At 69.0% G+C, this 14,341-nt stretch carries 20 protein-coding genes; all 20 read left to right on the forward strand.

Annotated features, from left to right (window positions below; genetic code table 11):
- The first annotated feature begins 56 nt into the window (after window positions 1–56).
- Complete coding sequence (locus tag AC3EO7_RS07380) at window positions 57–266, forward strand: helix-turn-helix domain-containing protein (protein WP_435590775.1); 210 nt, start codon at window positions 57–59, stop codon at window positions 264–266.
- On the forward strand, window positions 263–475 hold the full coding sequence (locus AC3EO7_RS07385) for a hypothetical protein (RefSeq protein ID WP_435590776.1): 213 nt from the start codon (window positions 263–265) through the stop codon (window positions 473–475). Before AC3EO7_RS07380 ends, AC3EO7_RS07385 begins: the two co-directional genes overlap by 4 nt.
- Window positions 475–624, forward strand: a complete 150-nt coding sequence (locus tag AC3EO7_RS07390) for a hypothetical protein (protein ID WP_435590777.1) — start codon at window positions 475–477, stop codon at window positions 622–624. Before AC3EO7_RS07385 ends, AC3EO7_RS07390 begins: the two co-directional genes overlap by 1 nt.
- Window positions 621–992, forward strand: coding sequence for a hypothetical protein (locus AC3EO7_RS07395; RefSeq protein ID WP_435590778.1), 372 nt, complete (start codon window positions 621–623; stop codon window positions 990–992). Before AC3EO7_RS07390 ends, AC3EO7_RS07395 begins: the two co-directional genes overlap by 4 nt.
- Window positions 992–1,330: a hypothetical protein gene (locus AC3EO7_RS07400; protein WP_435590779.1), complete on the forward strand. Its 339-nt coding sequence runs from the start codon at window positions 992–994 to the stop codon at window positions 1,328–1,330. The genes AC3EO7_RS07395 and AC3EO7_RS07400 overlap by 1 nt, the downstream gene beginning before the upstream one ends.
- The gene (locus AC3EO7_RS07405) at window positions 1,330–1,584 is read left to right on the forward strand and encodes a hypothetical protein (RefSeq protein ID WP_435590780.1); all 255 of its coding nucleotides are present in this window, start codon (window positions 1,330–1,332) and stop codon (window positions 1,582–1,584) included. Before AC3EO7_RS07400 ends, AC3EO7_RS07405 begins: the two co-directional genes overlap by 1 nt.
- Window positions 1,581–1,988, forward strand: coding sequence for an RRQRL motif-containing zinc-binding protein (locus AC3EO7_RS07410; protein ID WP_435590781.1), 408 nt, complete (start codon window positions 1,581–1,583; stop codon window positions 1,986–1,988). Before AC3EO7_RS07405 ends, AC3EO7_RS07410 begins: the two co-directional genes overlap by 4 nt.
- Entirely contained in the window at window positions 1,985–3,025 is a 1,041-nt protein-coding gene (locus AC3EO7_RS07415) for a hypothetical protein (protein ID WP_435590782.1), read from the forward strand. The genes AC3EO7_RS07410 and AC3EO7_RS07415 overlap by 4 nt, the downstream gene beginning before the upstream one ends.
- Window positions 3,022–4,998: a type IV secretory system conjugative DNA transfer family protein gene (locus tag AC3EO7_RS07420; RefSeq protein ID WP_435590783.1), complete on the forward strand. Its 1,977-nt coding sequence runs from the start codon at window positions 3,022–3,024 to the stop codon at window positions 4,996–4,998. The genes AC3EO7_RS07415 and AC3EO7_RS07420 overlap by 4 nt, the downstream gene beginning before the upstream one ends.
- A gap of 28 nt (window positions 4,999–5,026) precedes the next feature.
- A complete protein-coding gene (locus AC3EO7_RS07425; RefSeq protein WP_435590784.1) occupies window positions 5,027–5,635 on the forward strand; it encodes a hypothetical protein in 609 nt (202 codons plus the stop codon).
- A gap of 17 nt (window positions 5,636–5,652) precedes the next feature.
- Window positions 5,653–6,132 (forward strand): hypothetical protein, encoded by a 480-nt coding sequence (locus tag AC3EO7_RS07430; protein ID WP_435590785.1) that lies wholly within the window; start codon window positions 5,653–5,655, stop codon window positions 6,130–6,132.
- Between the two features lie 2 nt (window positions 6,133–6,134).
- Window positions 6,135–7,655 carry a hypothetical protein gene (locus AC3EO7_RS07435; protein WP_435590786.1) on the forward strand — a complete coding sequence of 507 codons (1,521 nt, stop codon included), beginning with the start codon at window positions 6,135–6,137 and terminating at the stop codon, window positions 7,653–7,655.
- 1 nt (window position 7,656) lies between these two features.
- Complete coding sequence (locus AC3EO7_RS07440; protein WP_435590787.1) at window positions 7,657–8,013, forward strand: hypothetical protein; 357 nt, start codon at window positions 7,657–7,659, stop codon at window positions 8,011–8,013.
- A gap of 2 nt (window positions 8,014–8,015) precedes the next feature.
- Complete coding sequence (locus AC3EO7_RS07445) at window positions 8,016–9,035, forward strand: toprim domain-containing protein (RefSeq protein ID WP_435590788.1); 1,020 nt, start codon at window positions 8,016–8,018, stop codon at window positions 9,033–9,035.
- Between the two features lie 25 nt (window positions 9,036–9,060).
- The gene (locus tag AC3EO7_RS07450) at window positions 9,061–9,468 is read left to right on the forward strand and encodes a hypothetical protein (RefSeq protein WP_435590789.1); all 408 of its coding nucleotides are present in this window, start codon (window positions 9,061–9,063) and stop codon (window positions 9,466–9,468) included.
- 101 nt (window positions 9,469–9,569) lie between these two features.
- Window positions 9,570–10,457 (forward strand): DUF2637 domain-containing protein, encoded by an 888-nt coding sequence (locus AC3EO7_RS07455; protein ID WP_435590790.1) that lies wholly within the window; start codon window positions 9,570–9,572, stop codon window positions 10,455–10,457.
- A 28-nt stretch (window positions 10,458–10,485) separates the two neighbouring features.
- Complete coding sequence (locus AC3EO7_RS07460) at window positions 10,486–11,919, forward strand: DNA cytosine methyltransferase (RefSeq protein WP_435590791.1); 1,434 nt, start codon at window positions 10,486–10,488, stop codon at window positions 11,917–11,919.
- A gap of 48 nt (window positions 11,920–11,967) precedes the next feature.
- A complete protein-coding gene (locus AC3EO7_RS07465) occupies window positions 11,968–12,315 on the forward strand; it encodes a hypothetical protein (RefSeq protein WP_435590792.1) in 348 nt (115 codons plus the stop codon).
- On the forward strand, window positions 12,315–12,539 hold the full coding sequence (locus tag AC3EO7_RS07470; protein ID WP_435590793.1) for a helix-turn-helix transcriptional regulator: 225 nt from the start codon (window positions 12,315–12,317) through the stop codon (window positions 12,537–12,539). Before AC3EO7_RS07465 ends, AC3EO7_RS07470 begins: the two co-directional genes overlap by 1 nt.
- Window positions 12,539–13,810, forward strand: coding sequence for a tyrosine-type recombinase/integrase (locus tag AC3EO7_RS07475; protein WP_435590794.1), 1,272 nt, complete (start codon window positions 12,539–12,541; stop codon window positions 13,808–13,810). Before AC3EO7_RS07470 ends, AC3EO7_RS07475 begins: the two co-directional genes overlap by 1 nt.
- Window positions 13,811–14,341 lie beyond the last annotated feature (531 nt).

Genomic DNA, 14,341 nt, shown 5'->3' on the forward strand with positions numbered 1-14,341 from the left:
TCTCGAAAAGTGGGGAATTGCAAGGAATTTCCACATTTGGAGGGAGGCGAGAGCCCATGGACAAGGCCACAGCGGAGGCGCGAAACCTCATCAGTCTGAAGACCGCGGCGGCGTTGGTCGACGTGGACGCGAAGACGATCCGGAACTGGATCGCCGCAGGCGATATCGCGGCGTACCGCGTGAACGGCAGGCTGCTGCGCGTCGAACGCGACGAGCTGCTGTCGCTGATCCGGCCGGCGAGCGTTCTTGAAGGCGGTGCGGCGTGAGCACCCCGGTCAAAAGGACGTTGCGGGCGCGGACGTCGGACCGTGCGGTCAAAACCCGCGACGCGATGCAGAGCAAGTTCGACCGCTTGGTGGACCCCGACGGGCTGCTGAGCCCGGAGGAGCGCGCATACCGCGCGGAGCACGCGCGTCGAGCACACAACGCGCGTCGTCTGCGCGGTCGGAACGGGCGCAAGGGCGGTGACCAGTGATGCGGCCCCGGACGTTCTTCCTGGCCGTGGCAGCGGTGGCCGTCGGCTACCTCGTGCTGACCGCGCCGGAGCTGATCGGGTTCACGGTGATGCTGTTCGGCGCGGTGGCGCTGTGGCGGTCCTCGCGGCGGTGGGGGGTGCGGCGATGAACGCGCCCGAACCGTTCTACGACCCGGTCGAGTTGGCCGACGAGTTGGACGACATCATCCGTGCCCAGGAGTTGTTGCGGCAGAGGACGATCGCGTTGCAGGCCCGCTACCAGGCGTTGCAGTCGCACGCCGACCAGGGCCGCTACGACAAGCCCGGGAAGTACGACTACTCGACGCCGGAGGAGTTCGGCAGCGTCAACGTCAACTCGACAGCGAACCGCCTCGGGTACGTCCACGAGACCTACATGAACGCTCCTTTGACTTTCCTGCGCTCGGCGCTGGAGACGGCGGTGAAGGTGCGCGAGTACCCGCGCCCGGAGTCGGTGCAGGTCGAGCGGGTTCGCCCGGATCGGAGGCGGTCACGGTGATGCGGCGAGAGCAGTTGCCGGAACGTCTTCCGTCGGGGTACGCGGTGGCCCGGGCGGATCGCAACGTCGGCCATCACACGCTGGATTCGCTTGCGGGGCCGGAGTTCACGTCGCCGTGGTCAGCGTACGCGCCGTTGAAGGCGTTGCCGCTGACCGCGCAGGCCGCGGTGCTGGGGCTGCTGTTGGCGGTCTCGATGGTGGGGTGCTCGATCGCGTGGGTCGACTACCAGGACTACACGCCGTCGCCGAACGTGTGCCGGTCTGCGGATTCCGGTGTGCCCGCTGAACGTCCGGGTTCGTGCATTCCGCGCGAGCACCTGCAGCAGGGGGTGCGCTGATGGGTGACATGAGCGCCGAGCGGAGGAGCTGGGCGGAGTACAAACGCCTGGCCACCGTCGAGGACCTGCTGTCGGACATCAACGACTCGGCGTGGATCTCGATGGAACGCAAGGACTTCGCGGGTGCGTCCACCGAGCTGGCGAAACTCGACGCCATCAAGGCCGCGCAGCAGGTGTGTGCGGAAGCCAGCGCCGCTCTCGCGCAGTTTCGTGCCGATCTGGACGAACGGCGGCGGATCGAGCGGTCGCGATGAGCAGGTTTCTGGACCCGGAGGGCAAGAAGTTCGGCTTGCCGACGTGGCCGTGGCGGATGGCGCCGCAACATTTGCGGACCCGTCGTCAGTTGGCGAATGCGGGTCTGCGGCCGGGCGGTGAGTACGAGGGCCAGGTTCGCGGGTCGGCGCGTCGAGGTCCGTTGCAGGCGTACCTGTACGACGCCGAGACCGCGGTGCCCAAGCGCGAGCCTTCGGCGGCCCAGTTGGAGGCGTTGCAGATCGCGCGCTGGACGCGGTCGGCGGATGCGACCGAGCGCCGCGGGATCGACGCGACCGATATGCGCGAGCTGATCGAGCAGGCCCGCCGCGATCTGGCAGTCCGCCGCGTCGAGCGCGGCCAGCCGAGCCCGGGTCGAGGCCAGGGAAGGGAGCGAAGCAGGTGAACCACAACACGAAGGCCCGCTACGCCGAGCTGGAGTTGCAGCACCGGCCGCAGCTGGTGGACGGGCTGCGCCGTACGGGGATGTCCTACCGGGAGATCGCTCGCACGCTGGAGATCTCGGCGCGCAAGGTCGAAGCCGTGCTCGGTGAGGCCGCCGCGCTGCGCGCCGGCGGGCACAGCCACGCGGAGATCGGCCGGATCATCGGCCTGGCCCGCACGACCGTGCAGGACATGCTGCGCGAGCCGAAACGGGCGTCGCTGACCGGCCGCAAGACCGCCGTGGTCGAGGCGCTGGTGGAGATGCACGCCATGCAGATCGATGTGCTCGCCCGCTTTCTCGACACCGGCCGCAATCACACCTACGTGCTGGTCGCCGAGCTGGAGCGGGCGAAGTTGGTGCGGCCGTTGCAGCAGGTGCAGCCGGGTGCGAAATGGGTTGTGCCGACGCGGGATACGGCGGCGCGATATCTGGGGTGGCGGCCGAAGGATTGGACGCCGCCGCTGATGTACGCCAATCACTATCGGGCGGTCGCGCAGGCGCGGATCATGCTGGTCGGCCCGGACCCGTCCCGCTGGATCTCCGAGCGTCGCTTGCGCCACGACGCCGAGCAGGCAGTCCGCGACGGCGTGGTCAGCACCGGGCGGGCGCCGAGTTCGGATCGCCCGCACGTGCACGACGGCCGGTTCCTGCGCCACACGCGAGACGGCCGCCAGTGGTGGGCCGTCGAGGTCGAACTCACTCGCAAGACCCGCGAGGCCATGGATCTCGCGTTGCGCGGTGCGATCCGCGCGGCGCGCGATGCCGAGCCGGACCCGTGCCTGGGCGTGCTCTACCTGTGCCGGTCGGCCGCGGTGATCGACGGCGTCCACGCCGCAGCCGATCGGCTTCCGGCCGAATTCGTCGCGCTGGACATGGATTTGGTTGTTCAGGACTTCGACGACCAATGGACGGAGTTCCTGACCGGACTGAACAAGAACAAGGCGGCGCGCGCCGCCAGCGCCCGTCACGGGCTGCATGTCACCAGGGAAGCGTCATGACCTGCACTCCTATCATCACCCCGACCGACTGCGGGCCCACCGCCACACCGGAACCGGCACCGCTGCCGTCGATCTCGCCGCAGCCGCCGCCCGGATTGCCGGAGCTTCCTGCCCCGCCGCCGGTCACCGAATGGAGCCTGCCGGACGCCTCCGGGCTGGTTGACGCCGCGGGGACGTCGGCGGTGATCGCGGTCGCGACCATCGCGATCCTGATCATGACCGTCGCCGTCGCCGCCGCGTGGCCGCTGGATCCGGGCCGCCTGCGCAACTTCGCCCTTGCCGCCTTGGCGCTTCCTGCGTGCTCGATGGCTGCGGGCGGTTCGTGGACCACTCCGCTGTCGCTGCTGTGGTCGGGGGCCGAAACCCTCACTGAGGGTGATTGGTCCGGGCTGGCGCCGATGCTGGCCGTCACCCTGCCCGCGGGCATGCTGCTGGCGACCTGCTGGTGGGCGAATTTCCTGATCAAGAACGCTTCGGTGGGTCAGAAGTCGCTCGCCCGCACCGAGCGGGTGAAAGCGGCCATGGCCGAGCGCCGTACCCGTGCGGCGGCGCGTACCGCGAAGGCCGGCGCCCCTTACACCGAAGGCGATTCCATCGTGCTCGGGGTGCTCGCCGAGCACGTCTGCGCCGCGCCGCTGGGGATGTGGCGGTCATTGACCGCCCGGCACATGCAGTGGCTGACGGTTCCGCATTCCGATGTTCGTCGGCATCGGGCGATTGTCGCGACCACCGGCGCGGGCAAGACCACCATGTTGGAGCGCGATGCGCTGGCGGTGCTGAGCAGCGAGTGGCGGGCCTGGTACCGCTGGCGCGACGTGCCTGGCATGCGCGCCAAGTACCCGCGCCCGCAGCTGGTGCTGATCTCCTGCAAGGGCGGTAAAGACGACCTGGCCCTGGGGGAGACGATCCGCGACGATGCGCTCGCGCTGGGTATCGACCGGGATCGGATCGGCATGGTCGTGCCGGGCGGGGACCGGCTCGACGTGTGGGACATGCCCGCCCGCGATCTGCGCGCGGTCCTGACCGACCTGATGGTGGCTGGGGAAGCGAGCACGTCGGAGGGGCAGCACTTCGACGAGATGCGCAAACGCATCGTCTCCCTTGTGGTCGATGCCCCTGCCGGGCCGCCGCGAAGCTCGGCGGAGTTCCTGGCCCGGCTGACCGAGCAGACCCTGATCGATGCCTGGGGCGGGGCGCCTGACGTGGTGCGGCAGGTAGCGGCGTTGCAGGCGGAGAAGGTGCCGCAGCTCGACGACGCGCTGATCAAGATGTCGAATTTGTTCGACCAGCTCAAAGACCACGACGGGCAGATGGTGTTCGATGGCGGCCGCGACCTCGACGAGCTGGACGTGCTGTTCGTGACCGTGCCCGGCATGGACGCCGATGCCGGGCGCGCGCAGGTCGCCGCGATCATCCGCATGGTCATGCAACGCGCTGGTCGCACTGCCGCCGCCGCTCGCCGGTCGGTGTCGCTGTACATCGACGAAGCCTCTGCCGTCGCGACCGCGCAAGGCTCGCTCGGGTTGGAGCAGGTGGCCGAACGTGGGCGCTCCCAAGGGGTCTCGGTCACCTTCGCCGCCCAATCCCCGGAGGGGCTGGCGCGGGATCAGTGGTCGCTGAACCGGTTGCTGAAGGCGTGCGCGGGCGGGGTGATCCTCGGCTACTGCGAGAACGCCGGAGACCTGTGCAAGCACTTCGGGTCCATCCGCAGAGCGCTGCCGTCGCGGCACCTGATCAAGGGCCAGCGCCACGGCGACGAAGGCCAAATTTCCTACGGCGAGGAATGGCTGGTCGACCCCGACCGCGTCCGCCAGCTCGCCACCGGCGAAGTCGTCTACGCCAAAGCCGGACACGCCTACTACGGGCGCGTCGTGCCCGTCGACCGCACCCAGCTACGCCCCCTGCCCGGCACCCGATCGGCTCGCACGACGGACGCCGCGCCGGTTGCCACCGGCGAAACTGCCACCGCCTGAACCACTCTCACGAACGGAGCCGCTCCCGATGCGTATTGCCCGCAACTTCGACAACGACCCCGACGACGACCCCAACGACAAGGATCAGGTCGAGCAGGCCGTCGAACTGCTCATCGACGAGGCCGAGGACTTCCTCGCCGAACACGCCGCGGCCAACCCATACCACCCCGACACCGACACCGAACCGACCGCCGTGACGGAGCCGCAGCCGCCGCGTCCGGCACCGCGGTTGCGCCTGGTCAAGCCCCCCAGCCCGGCGGCGCCGGTCGAGGACGAGCACCTGCCGCCCGCCCTGCGCCCCACCGTCACCGCCCCACCCCGCCGGCGGGTGCCGCGCTGGGTGCGCACCGCGCTGCCCGGCTCCCTCCTTGTGGTCCTGGCCGTCGCCGTGCTGGCGAACGGGCAGCCGGGTGTCGTGGCCGCGCCGATCACGGCCTACGCCGCCGGGTGGGTCGCGTTCCTGGCTTGGAACGCCGCCTACCGACCCCCGCTGGCCCAGGTCGCCGCCGCCACGACCTCGCTGCTCGCCCGCACGATCGCGGCCGTCATCGGCGGCACCATCCGCACCGCCCGCGCGGTCGTCGACCGGATCGACACCGCCCGCCAGCGCACCGAAGCCACCCGCACCGCCCACTGAGAAAGGAACAGCCCCTCATGCCCACCCAGACCGGAATCGATCTGATCAACCAAGCATTCTCCCTCGACGGCCCACACACCGCCGACACCGTGATCGCCGCGGCCGCCGCGATCGCGGAACTGTGGCGCTACCTCGGGCACGCCACCATCGGCGGCACCCGGAACCTGCTGGCCGACCCCGCCGACGCCTACAGCGTGGTCGGTCTGCTCAGCGTCGCCGACCGCCGCGCCACCGACGTTCTGGAACGCCTCGCCGGCTACGCGGTCAACGTCGGCGACGAGTCCACCTACACCAAGCATTTCGGCCACGACGACCCTGACGGCAGTCCCGATCAGATCCAGGCCGGAATGCACTACGCCGCAACAGAACTGCGTCAAGCCGCAAACAGCCGCCGTTGGAGCGCGAGCGAGCTCGACCGCGCTGCGGGCTGGCTGTCCCACATCTACCGCAACACCACCACCAGTGATGAGGGCGCCGCCCTCGGAGAGGAGAACTGATCATGTCCGATCGCAGTGTCGAGGACGAAATCGCCGCTGAGGGACGCAAGTTCATGCACGCGATGCAGGCCGTGTTGTCCCAGCACGCCCAAGCGGCGAACTGGCTGGAGCGGCGCCGGGTGCGCAAGCAGATCAAGCAGGCGTGGCGGCGGGAGCTGTATCGCCAGGATGTCGACCGTGCCCACCAGTTGACCTGGACGCAGTCGATGGTCGACCGTTACCGCGTCCACTCGCTGGCGGTCGCCCAGCGGGCGAATGACCCGAGTGTCGACCACACCCGCCGCGCCCGCGACGCCCGCGCGCTGACCGAGCACGCTGACGAGCTGCGTGGTCGTGTCATCATCAACGGCCGGTTGACCGAGGTCGAGCGCGGTATCGCTCTCGACGGGATCGACGCCGCCACCACCTACCCCGAGTTCGAGCCCGGACGGCTGTTCCACCGCGCTGACCGCATCAAAGGTGTTGACGCGCTGAGGTATCGGGCACAGGTCGCCCGCACCGCCCGCGGACTCGGCATCGACCGCGACAGCGTGCGGGCCCCGTACGCTCATGTGGCCTCGCGGCCGCTGGAGATCGGCAACCGCATCGATGAGGGCCGCTCGGCACCGGCCAACCGCGAGGACGGGGTCGACCCCCGGTTCGTCGCCGAGCTGGGCCGGACCGCGCCGGACGGCTCGATCACCATCGAGCGGCGCACGTTCGCCTCCGAGTTGGCTGCCACCAGCTGGGCGAACGACACCGTGTCCCGAAGCCGATGGGAGAACGGCACCAAGCTGGCCGCGCGGATCGAGGACACCCACGCCACCTCGGTACACACCCAGATCCCGTTCTGGGCCGGGGGCCAGCCGGAGACGGTCGCCTACCGGCTGAGGGACCGAGAGGAACTGCTGAGCCGGGACGCCCTGCGAGCTGCCGGACAGTCGTTCACCCGCGAAGCCGACGGCGCCGACCACGCACGGCAGCCGGACCGGGCCGAGCACGACCGCCAGCCGGAGACCACCAGGCAGGCCGGCGAGGCATTGTCGCCGAGTGCGGACCGGCTGGCCGAGCTGGAGCGCAAGGTCGCGACGTTGCAACGCGGTCTAGATGCGGTCACCGCCGACCGGGATGGGTTGCGCGGCAAGCTGACCGAAGCCGAGGCCCGCGAGGGGCGGTTGAAGAACCGCAACCTCAAGCTCGCCGCCGAGATCGACCACAAGCGCAACCAGGCCACGACCCCGACCCTCGACGAGCTGTCGAAGGCCATCGGCGAGCGCAACAAGTACAAGCGCGAACGCGACCAGGCCGTCGCCAAGCTGGCCGAACGCACCGCACCGACCGAGCGCCTCGGATCCCCGGAGCGGCAGGCGGCCGCACTGCGCGGTGGCGCCGACCAGCCGCCCGACAAGCAGGCCGATCGCCAGCTCCCACCCCAGGCCGAGGGGGACAACACCCAGCCGTGGCCGCGGGAAGCCGTCGAACGCGCCGTCAACGCAGCGACCCGCAACGGACACGGCCGCAACGGAATCGAGAGGAGCCGCTGACATGCAGCGCGAACACGAAGAGGCCATGCGCGCCGATTACACCGAGCACGACGCGCTCGGCCGGCAGATGTTCGCCGACGGCGTGACCGATGCCGACATCGACCGCATCGACACTCAGCGCGTCGAGATCGAGAAGCGGTGGCACAGCGGTCCGCACGCCGAGCACTGGGCGTATCTGTCCGACGCGCACGAGGACTGGCGGCAGGCGCCGAAGACAATGCAGCGGATGCTGGCCGACGCCGATCACAACGGCCCCGGCTACGGGCTGACCGACATCGAACGGCGCAGCCAGGAACAGGCCCGCGCCCTGACCGGTCACGACCGGCTCGCCCGGTCACAGATCGCGCGAGAGCGCTGATCATGGACCCGCACTCGCACCACCCCTCCGGTCGCAGCTGGGAGACGATCATCACCGCGTTGGAACGCGGCGGCTACGGTCCCGGCAAGGGCAACGGCGCCCCGGAGTCCTGGCAGCGATACCTGTGCCCGGTCCACGAAGGCGACGGACGACACCACACGCCGAGTTTGGGCGTGCGCTACGACCCGAAGCAGGCCAAGACCATCGTCCGCTGCTTCTCCCGTTGCGATGACGAGCAGGTCCTGACCCGGATCGGGCTGCGGGTGCGGGACATGTTCGACCGCCTGCCCGAACGCACCAATCAGGGGTTCGCCCGCCCCGGCGGACGGGTACCTGGCCAGGTCGCCTCACCGGTCGAGCGGGCGATCCTCGGTGCCCGCTTCCCGATCCCCGCAAAACGGGATCTCGGCGCCCAGACCGGTCGCCCGGAAGTCGTCGATTCCTACATCTACCGGTGGCCGAACGAACGCGTCGAAGGCGCCGTCCACCGGGTGCACACCCCGCACGAGAACGGGCACACCAAAAGCTTCTGGCAGGCCCGCTGGACCGGAACCGAGTGGGAGAAGGGCGGATTCGCCCCACTACCGTGGCGCCTCGCCGACATCCGCGAAGCACTCGACACCGGCCGCGAAGTCTATGTCGTCGAGGGGGAAAAAGACGTGCAGCGGGCGAACCGGGCCGGGCTGATCGCGACCTGCAACGCCATGGGTGCCGGGAAATGGACCCCCGACCACGCCAAATGGTTGCGCGGCGCGGCCCGCGTGATCGTGGTCGCCGACCGTGACCAGCCCGGCTACCGGCACGCCGACAAGGTCGCGAACTCGGTGGCCGGTCGTGTCGGTGAGGTCCGGGTGGTCCAAGCCCGCGGCGGCAAGGACCTCGCCGACCACTTCGACGCCGGATACGACCTTTCCGACCTGGAACCGGTCCCGTTCCTGGACCGCCACTACCGCCAGCTCTCACCCCACCAGCAGCGGGAGGGTGCGTTTCGGCCCTTTCGCGACCGCACCCGAACCCGTTGAACCACAACACGAAGGAGACAGACCCATGACCAGCACGCTCACCAACCGATTCCGCCGCGCCGCCCGACCCCCGGCCGCGTTCGGCAAGAACACCCCGCCCGGCACCACCGTCACCGGCTACATCACCGCCATCGCCGAGGAGCCCAAGCTCAAATTCGGCGGCGCCCCCGACGAGGTCGAGCTCGACGAGAACGGCCAGCCCGTCACCCAACTCGTCATCACCGTCCACACCCCGGCCGGGCCGCGGCTGCTGTTCGTGTCCTGGCGCATGGAACAGGCCATCGGCCAAGCCCTCGAAGCCGCCGGGGACGCCGAGTTCGAGACCGGCGCGACCCTGTCGGTCACCTTCACCGGACCCGACCCGGACTACCCGAAGGCTCGGATGTTCACCGCCAGCTACACCCCCGCACAGCACACCAACCGCGGCCAGTAGCACCACCACCCACCCGACACGGCCGGGGACACCGCCACCAACGGACGGTCCCCGGCCCCATGGACACCGTTTCGACCGGCCCGATTCGAGAGGACCACCCGATGCCCGCGACACCCGCGTCGCCCACGACGACAGCAGGCGACAACCGTGCGACACATACCGCTCGACCGGCGACACCGGGCGAGCGCGGGGCGACGGCGGTGTCGCTTCGCCGGTTCGACCCTGCCGAAATCACCGCACTGCTGATGACGATCGTCATCGGCGCCGGAGCGTTCGCCTGGTCGTTCGCAGCACTCTCCGATCTATCGGACATGGCCGGAATCACCCCGAAACTCGCCTGGATCGGCCCCGTGTTCGTCGACGGCGCGATCATCCAATCCACCGTCGCCCTGGTCTCGCTACAACGCCGCCGCAAGACCGGCGTCACCGTCCCCACCACGACCACCGGATTCTTCTGGACACAACTGCTGTTCGCCGAACTGGTCTCCATCATCGGAAACGGCCTGCACGCAGCCGAATCCGGCGAACGCATCCTGCCCGCCACCATCGCCGCCTGCGTCGCTGGCGCCGCCCCGGTCGCCGGACTCGCCGCCACCCACGGCCTCACCGCCCTGCTCGAAGTACCCCGCCACACCGAACCCGCACCGACCACCCAGACTGACCACGTCGGCACCCTTCCGGAGACGAACGCCGATAGCTCGGCAACGCCAGGCGACACCCAGGCGACGGGAAGCGACAGCCAAGCGACACCAGGCGACACCCAGGCGACAGCCGCTGTCGACCCGGCGACAGCGGGCGACACCACGACACCGGTCGACCGCGACACCCACATCCTCGCCCTCGCCGATGCCGGGCACTCGACCCGCGAAATCGGCGCCGCTGTCGGCCTGCACCACGCCACTGTCGCCAAGATCATCGCCCGCCACCGCGCCAGCGACACCGACCCGAACGCCGACACCGGACTGCGCCTCATCACCGGCAGCCACTGACCCTTAACGAGATAGCGAAGGAATAACCATGCTCACCATGACCGACCTGTTCTGCGGGGCCGGCGGATCCAGCTCCGGCGCCGTGCAGGTCCCCGGCGTTGCGGTCCGCCTCGCGGCCAACCACTGGCCGCTGGCCGTGGAAACCCACAACAGCAACCACCCGACCACCGACCACGACTGCGCCGACCTGTCCCAGGTCGACCCCCGCCGCTACCCGCACACCGACCTGCTGTGGGCATCCCCGGAGTGCACCAACCACTCGGTGGCCCGCGGTCGGCGCCGCAACATCGACGCCACCCCGGACCTGTTCGGCGATGTTCTGCCCAACGAGGCCGCCGAACGCTCGCGGGCGACCATGTGGGACGTGGTCCGTTTCACCGAGCACCACCGGTATCGGGCCGTGATCGTGGAGAACGTCGTCGACGCCGCCCGGTGGATACTGTTCCCCGCCTGGCTGACCGCGATGACCGCGCTTGGCTACGACCATCGCATCGTCTACCTGAACTCGATGCACGCCCACGCAGCCGGCGACCCGGCTGCACAGTCCCGCGACCGCCTGTATGCGGTGTTCGTGCGGCACGGCGCCCCAGCCCCCGACCTGGACCGGTGGACCCGACCCACCGCCTGGTGCGCCACCTGTGACCGCACGGTGTCGGCGGTGCAGGCGTGGAAGAACCCCACCCGGCCGTGGGGCCGCTACCGCGCCCAATACATGTGGCGGTGCCCGTCGATCCGCTGCCGCAACACCGTCGTCGAACCCGACTGGGTACCGGCGTCGGCGATCATCGACTGGAACCTGCGCGGGCAGCGGATCGGCGACCGATCGAAACCGTTGGCGGCCAAGACGATCGCGCGAATCGAGGCCGGGCTGGCGAAGTTCGCTGGCGGCGCGTGCCTTGTCCCGGCGGGCGGAACGTGGCGCACCCCAGGAGTTTCGGTCGACGAGCCCATGCCCACTCGCACCACGCGGGAGACCGATGCCCTCTTGGTGCCGGTCGAAGGCCGCGACGGCAAGGCCGCCCAGCCGGTCACCGTGCCAATGCGGACGATGACCACGCGCTCCGAGACCGCGGTACTCGTGCCCTACTACGGCAACGGCACACCCCGCACCGCAGCCGAGCCGCACGGCACCATGACCACCCGTGACCGCTGGGCCATGGTCGTCCCACTGCGAAATCACAACACCGCGAAATCCACCACCGAACCACTCGACACCATCGCCGCCGCAGGCAACCACCACGGCCTGACAGTCCCCGCCGCCAAGGTCGAGGACTGCGAGTTCCGCATGCTCGAACCCTACGAGATCAAACAGGCCATGGCCTTCGACCGCGACTACCTCATGCTCGGCAACCGCCGCGAACAAGTCCGCCTAGCCGGAAACGCCGTCACCCCACCCGCCGCCCGCGATCTCATCACCGCCGTCGCAGAAGCCCTCGGCCACCACGTCGACACCGCCGCATAACCACAACGAAAGGAGCAGCCCGCGATGCCTCGCTTGATGTCGGTCTCCTTGACCGAAGACCAGGTCCGGGCCAGGACCAAGACCGTCACCCGACGTACCGGTTGGACCATGCTCCAGCCGGGAGATCATCTCGCCTTGTGCCGCAAGGTCATGGGCCGTCGGCCCGGAGAGCCTATCGTCCGAATCGCCACAGTCGAAGTCGTCTCCACCCGCCGCGAACCGCTGTCCGCGATCACCCATGACGACCTCGCCGCCGAAGGGTTTCCCGAGATGGACGCCGCAGAGTTCATCGCGTTCTTCTGCGCGAGCCATCGCGGATGCCAGCCCGACACCATCGTCACGCGCATCGAATGGCGCTACGTGGATGAGGGCGCAAGCGGAAGAGAGGCGCTGTGATGAGCGACGAGCAGGTTCGTGACCTGCGCGAAGCGGGGTGGTACACCACCGACGAAGTTGCCGCACTGCTCCGCGTAGACGCGTCGAGTCTGCGCCGCTGGCGGACGGCGAGCCCGCCGCAGGGGCCGCCGTTCGTGCAGCTGTCCGACCGCGTGACCCGCTACAGCGGCGCTGACGTGATCGCCTACCTCCAGCGCCGCCGAATCGACCCGACGGCGGCATGATGAACTCGCCTATCAACCCGGTGCCGCTCGGCGTGGAGGTTCGCGGCTACGTCGAGCAACGCGGCAAAACCGGTCGTCACCGGGCGCGAATCCGGTGGACCGATCCCACGACCAAGCGGCGGGATTCGAAGTCGGAGTCGTTCGACACCGAGGAAGAAGCCCGTGAGTGGATCGAGCGCATCGAGCGCGCGGCCGCCCGCGGCGTCGATCCGAAGACCGCGACGGCGACGCTGAAGGAATACGGCGAAGCGCACTGGGCCACCGCCATGCGTGGGGTCGAGCCCAAAACACTCGATCCGTACCGGGCAGGCTGGCGACGCCGCATCGTGCCGACACTGGGGCACCTGCCGGTCACGATGATCACCAACGGTTTGGCCGATCGCGCCGTCACGAGGTGGATCGAGGACGGAAACGGCGTTTCCACGATCAAGAACACTCTCGCGGCCCTGGCGCGGGTGTTCGATCAGGCGGTGCGCGATGAGGTCATCCCGCGCAACGTCGTGAAAGTCGCCAATTGGCAGCGCCAGTTCGACAAGCACGAGGACGAGATCGACGATCCGCGGGCTCTTGCTTTGCCGGACTGGGATACCCTGCAACGCCTTTCCGCTGCCCTGGTCGCCGCGTCGACGGGCGAATACCAGGGCTGGGGTGACGTAGTGGTGTTCGCCGCGTGCACCGCGACCCGCATCGGTGAGGTATCCGGTTGCCGCGTAGGCGATATCGACACCGACAAGTGGATGTGGACGTTGCGACGTCAGACCACGCCCGGCCCCGGCGGACTCAAGGACAAGGGCACCAAAGGAAAGCGGGCGCGGACCATACCGCTGATCGAGGAAATACGGTCGCTCATCCTGCAACGGATGAACGCCGCCCGCGCACGGGTCGAGTCGGACCCTCGCCTGCGAGACGCCACCGACGAAGCACGGCGGTCGGCGTGGCTGACCGCGCGGTTGTTTGTCGGGCCGCGTGGTGGACGGATCGCTACCGGCGTGCTGCGGGACGCGACGCACTGGGACGAAGTCGTGACCGAGCTGGGTTACGAGCACCTGCGGCGGCACGATCTGCGGCACACCGGGTTGACCTGGTTCGCAGACTCCGGGGTGCCGCTACACCGGTTGCAGCGCATCGCCGGGCACGTAGACCCACGTATCACGCAGCGCTATCTCCACCCGGACGTGGACGGGCTGCGCGAGGACGGCGAGAAGCTCTCCCAGCACCTACGCGGGGCAATCGGCCCCAAATTGGCCCCAAGTCTCCGGGCGGTCCGATAAAGCAAAAACCCCTTCCGACCTGGTCGGAAGGGGTTTTCTGTGTCGGGCTGACAGGATTTGAACCTGCGACCACTTGACCCCCAGCTGCGGGAATTTGGCATTTGCGCACGTGCAAAACGATGTGCCGCAGCTATTCTCACGCCTTATGCGCTAGTCGTTCACTACCACGCATTCCGTGTGGTCCCAATTCGGTCCCAATCCTGACCTGCACGGGCTCCCGTCGCAGGTTCGCGCCCTGGGCGGGGCACATCGAAGATGGGAACGGGGACGACCTGCGGTTTTCGCGCGGTCAGTTGAGGATCGAAGCTGACTACCAACTATAGGCTGGCCCAGCGGTGATCATGAGATTGAATCGCCTGTAAGTGTTGGAGGTGGCTGGCCCGGGGCTGGCTGACAGGATCGGTGCCGTCGCTGCATCCGGTGTGACTCGTGAATCGCTTTGCCTCTTGGAGTGCACTTCTCGGGATCTGTCCACTGGTTGTGGCGGCGACGCCGGCCCGGTCTTGCTTCGGTGGCTTGATCAGAGGCCTG

The organism is Nocardia sp. bgisy118 (genome assembly GCF_057708605.1).

Excerpts from the sequence above, each read along its gene's own strand:
- AC3EO7_RS07380 (WP_435590775.1), top strand. The coding sequence starts at position 57 with ATGGACAAGGCCACAGCGGAGGCGCGAAACCTCATCAGTCTGAAGACC.
- AC3EO7_RS07390 (WP_435590777.1), top strand. The coding sequence starts at position 475 with ATGCGGCCCCGGACGTTCTTCCTGGCCGTGGCAGCGGTGGCCGTCGGC.
- AC3EO7_RS07395 (WP_435590778.1), top strand. The coding sequence starts at position 621 with ATGAACGCGCCCGAACCGTTCTACGACCCGGTCGAGTTGGCCGACGAG.
- AC3EO7_RS07400 (WP_435590779.1), top strand. The coding sequence starts at position 992 with ATGCGGCGAGAGCAGTTGCCGGAACGTCTTCCGTCGGGGTACGCGGTG.
- AC3EO7_RS07405 (WP_435590780.1), top strand. The coding sequence starts at position 1,330 with ATGGGTGACATGAGCGCCGAGCGGAGGAGCTGGGCGGAGTACAAACGC.
- AC3EO7_RS07410 (WP_435590781.1), top strand. The coding sequence starts at position 1,581 with ATGAGCAGGTTTCTGGACCCGGAGGGCAAGAAGTTCGGCTTGCCGACG.
- AC3EO7_RS07420 (WP_435590783.1), top strand. The coding sequence starts at position 3,022 with ATGACCTGCACTCCTATCATCACCCCGACCGACTGCGGGCCCACCGCC.
- AC3EO7_RS07425 (WP_435590784.1), top strand. The coding sequence starts at position 5,027 with ATGCGTATTGCCCGCAACTTCGACAACGACCCCGACGACGACCCCAAC.
- AC3EO7_RS07430 (WP_435590785.1), top strand. The coding sequence starts at position 5,653 with ATGCCCACCCAGACCGGAATCGATCTGATCAACCAAGCATTCTCCCTC.
- AC3EO7_RS07435 (WP_435590786.1), top strand. The coding sequence starts at position 6,135 with ATGTCCGATCGCAGTGTCGAGGACGAAATCGCCGCTGAGGGACGCAAG.
- AC3EO7_RS07440 (WP_435590787.1), top strand. The coding sequence starts at position 7,657 with ATGCAGCGCGAACACGAAGAGGCCATGCGCGCCGATTACACCGAGCAC.
- AC3EO7_RS07445 (WP_435590788.1), top strand. The coding sequence starts at position 8,016 with ATGGACCCGCACTCGCACCACCCCTCCGGTCGCAGCTGGGAGACGATC.
- AC3EO7_RS07450 (WP_435590789.1), top strand. The coding sequence starts at position 9,061 with ATGACCAGCACGCTCACCAACCGATTCCGCCGCGCCGCCCGACCCCCG.
- AC3EO7_RS07455 (WP_435590790.1), top strand. The coding sequence starts at position 9,570 with ATGCCCGCGACACCCGCGTCGCCCACGACGACAGCAGGCGACAACCGT.
- AC3EO7_RS07460 (WP_435590791.1), top strand. The coding sequence starts at position 10,486 with ATGCTCACCATGACCGACCTGTTCTGCGGGGCCGGCGGATCCAGCTCC.
- AC3EO7_RS07470 (WP_435590793.1), top strand. The coding sequence starts at position 12,315 with ATGAGCGACGAGCAGGTTCGTGACCTGCGCGAAGCGGGGTGGTACACC.
- AC3EO7_RS07475 (WP_435590794.1), top strand. The coding sequence starts at position 12,539 with ATGAACTCGCCTATCAACCCGGTGCCGCTCGGCGTGGAGGTTCGCGGC.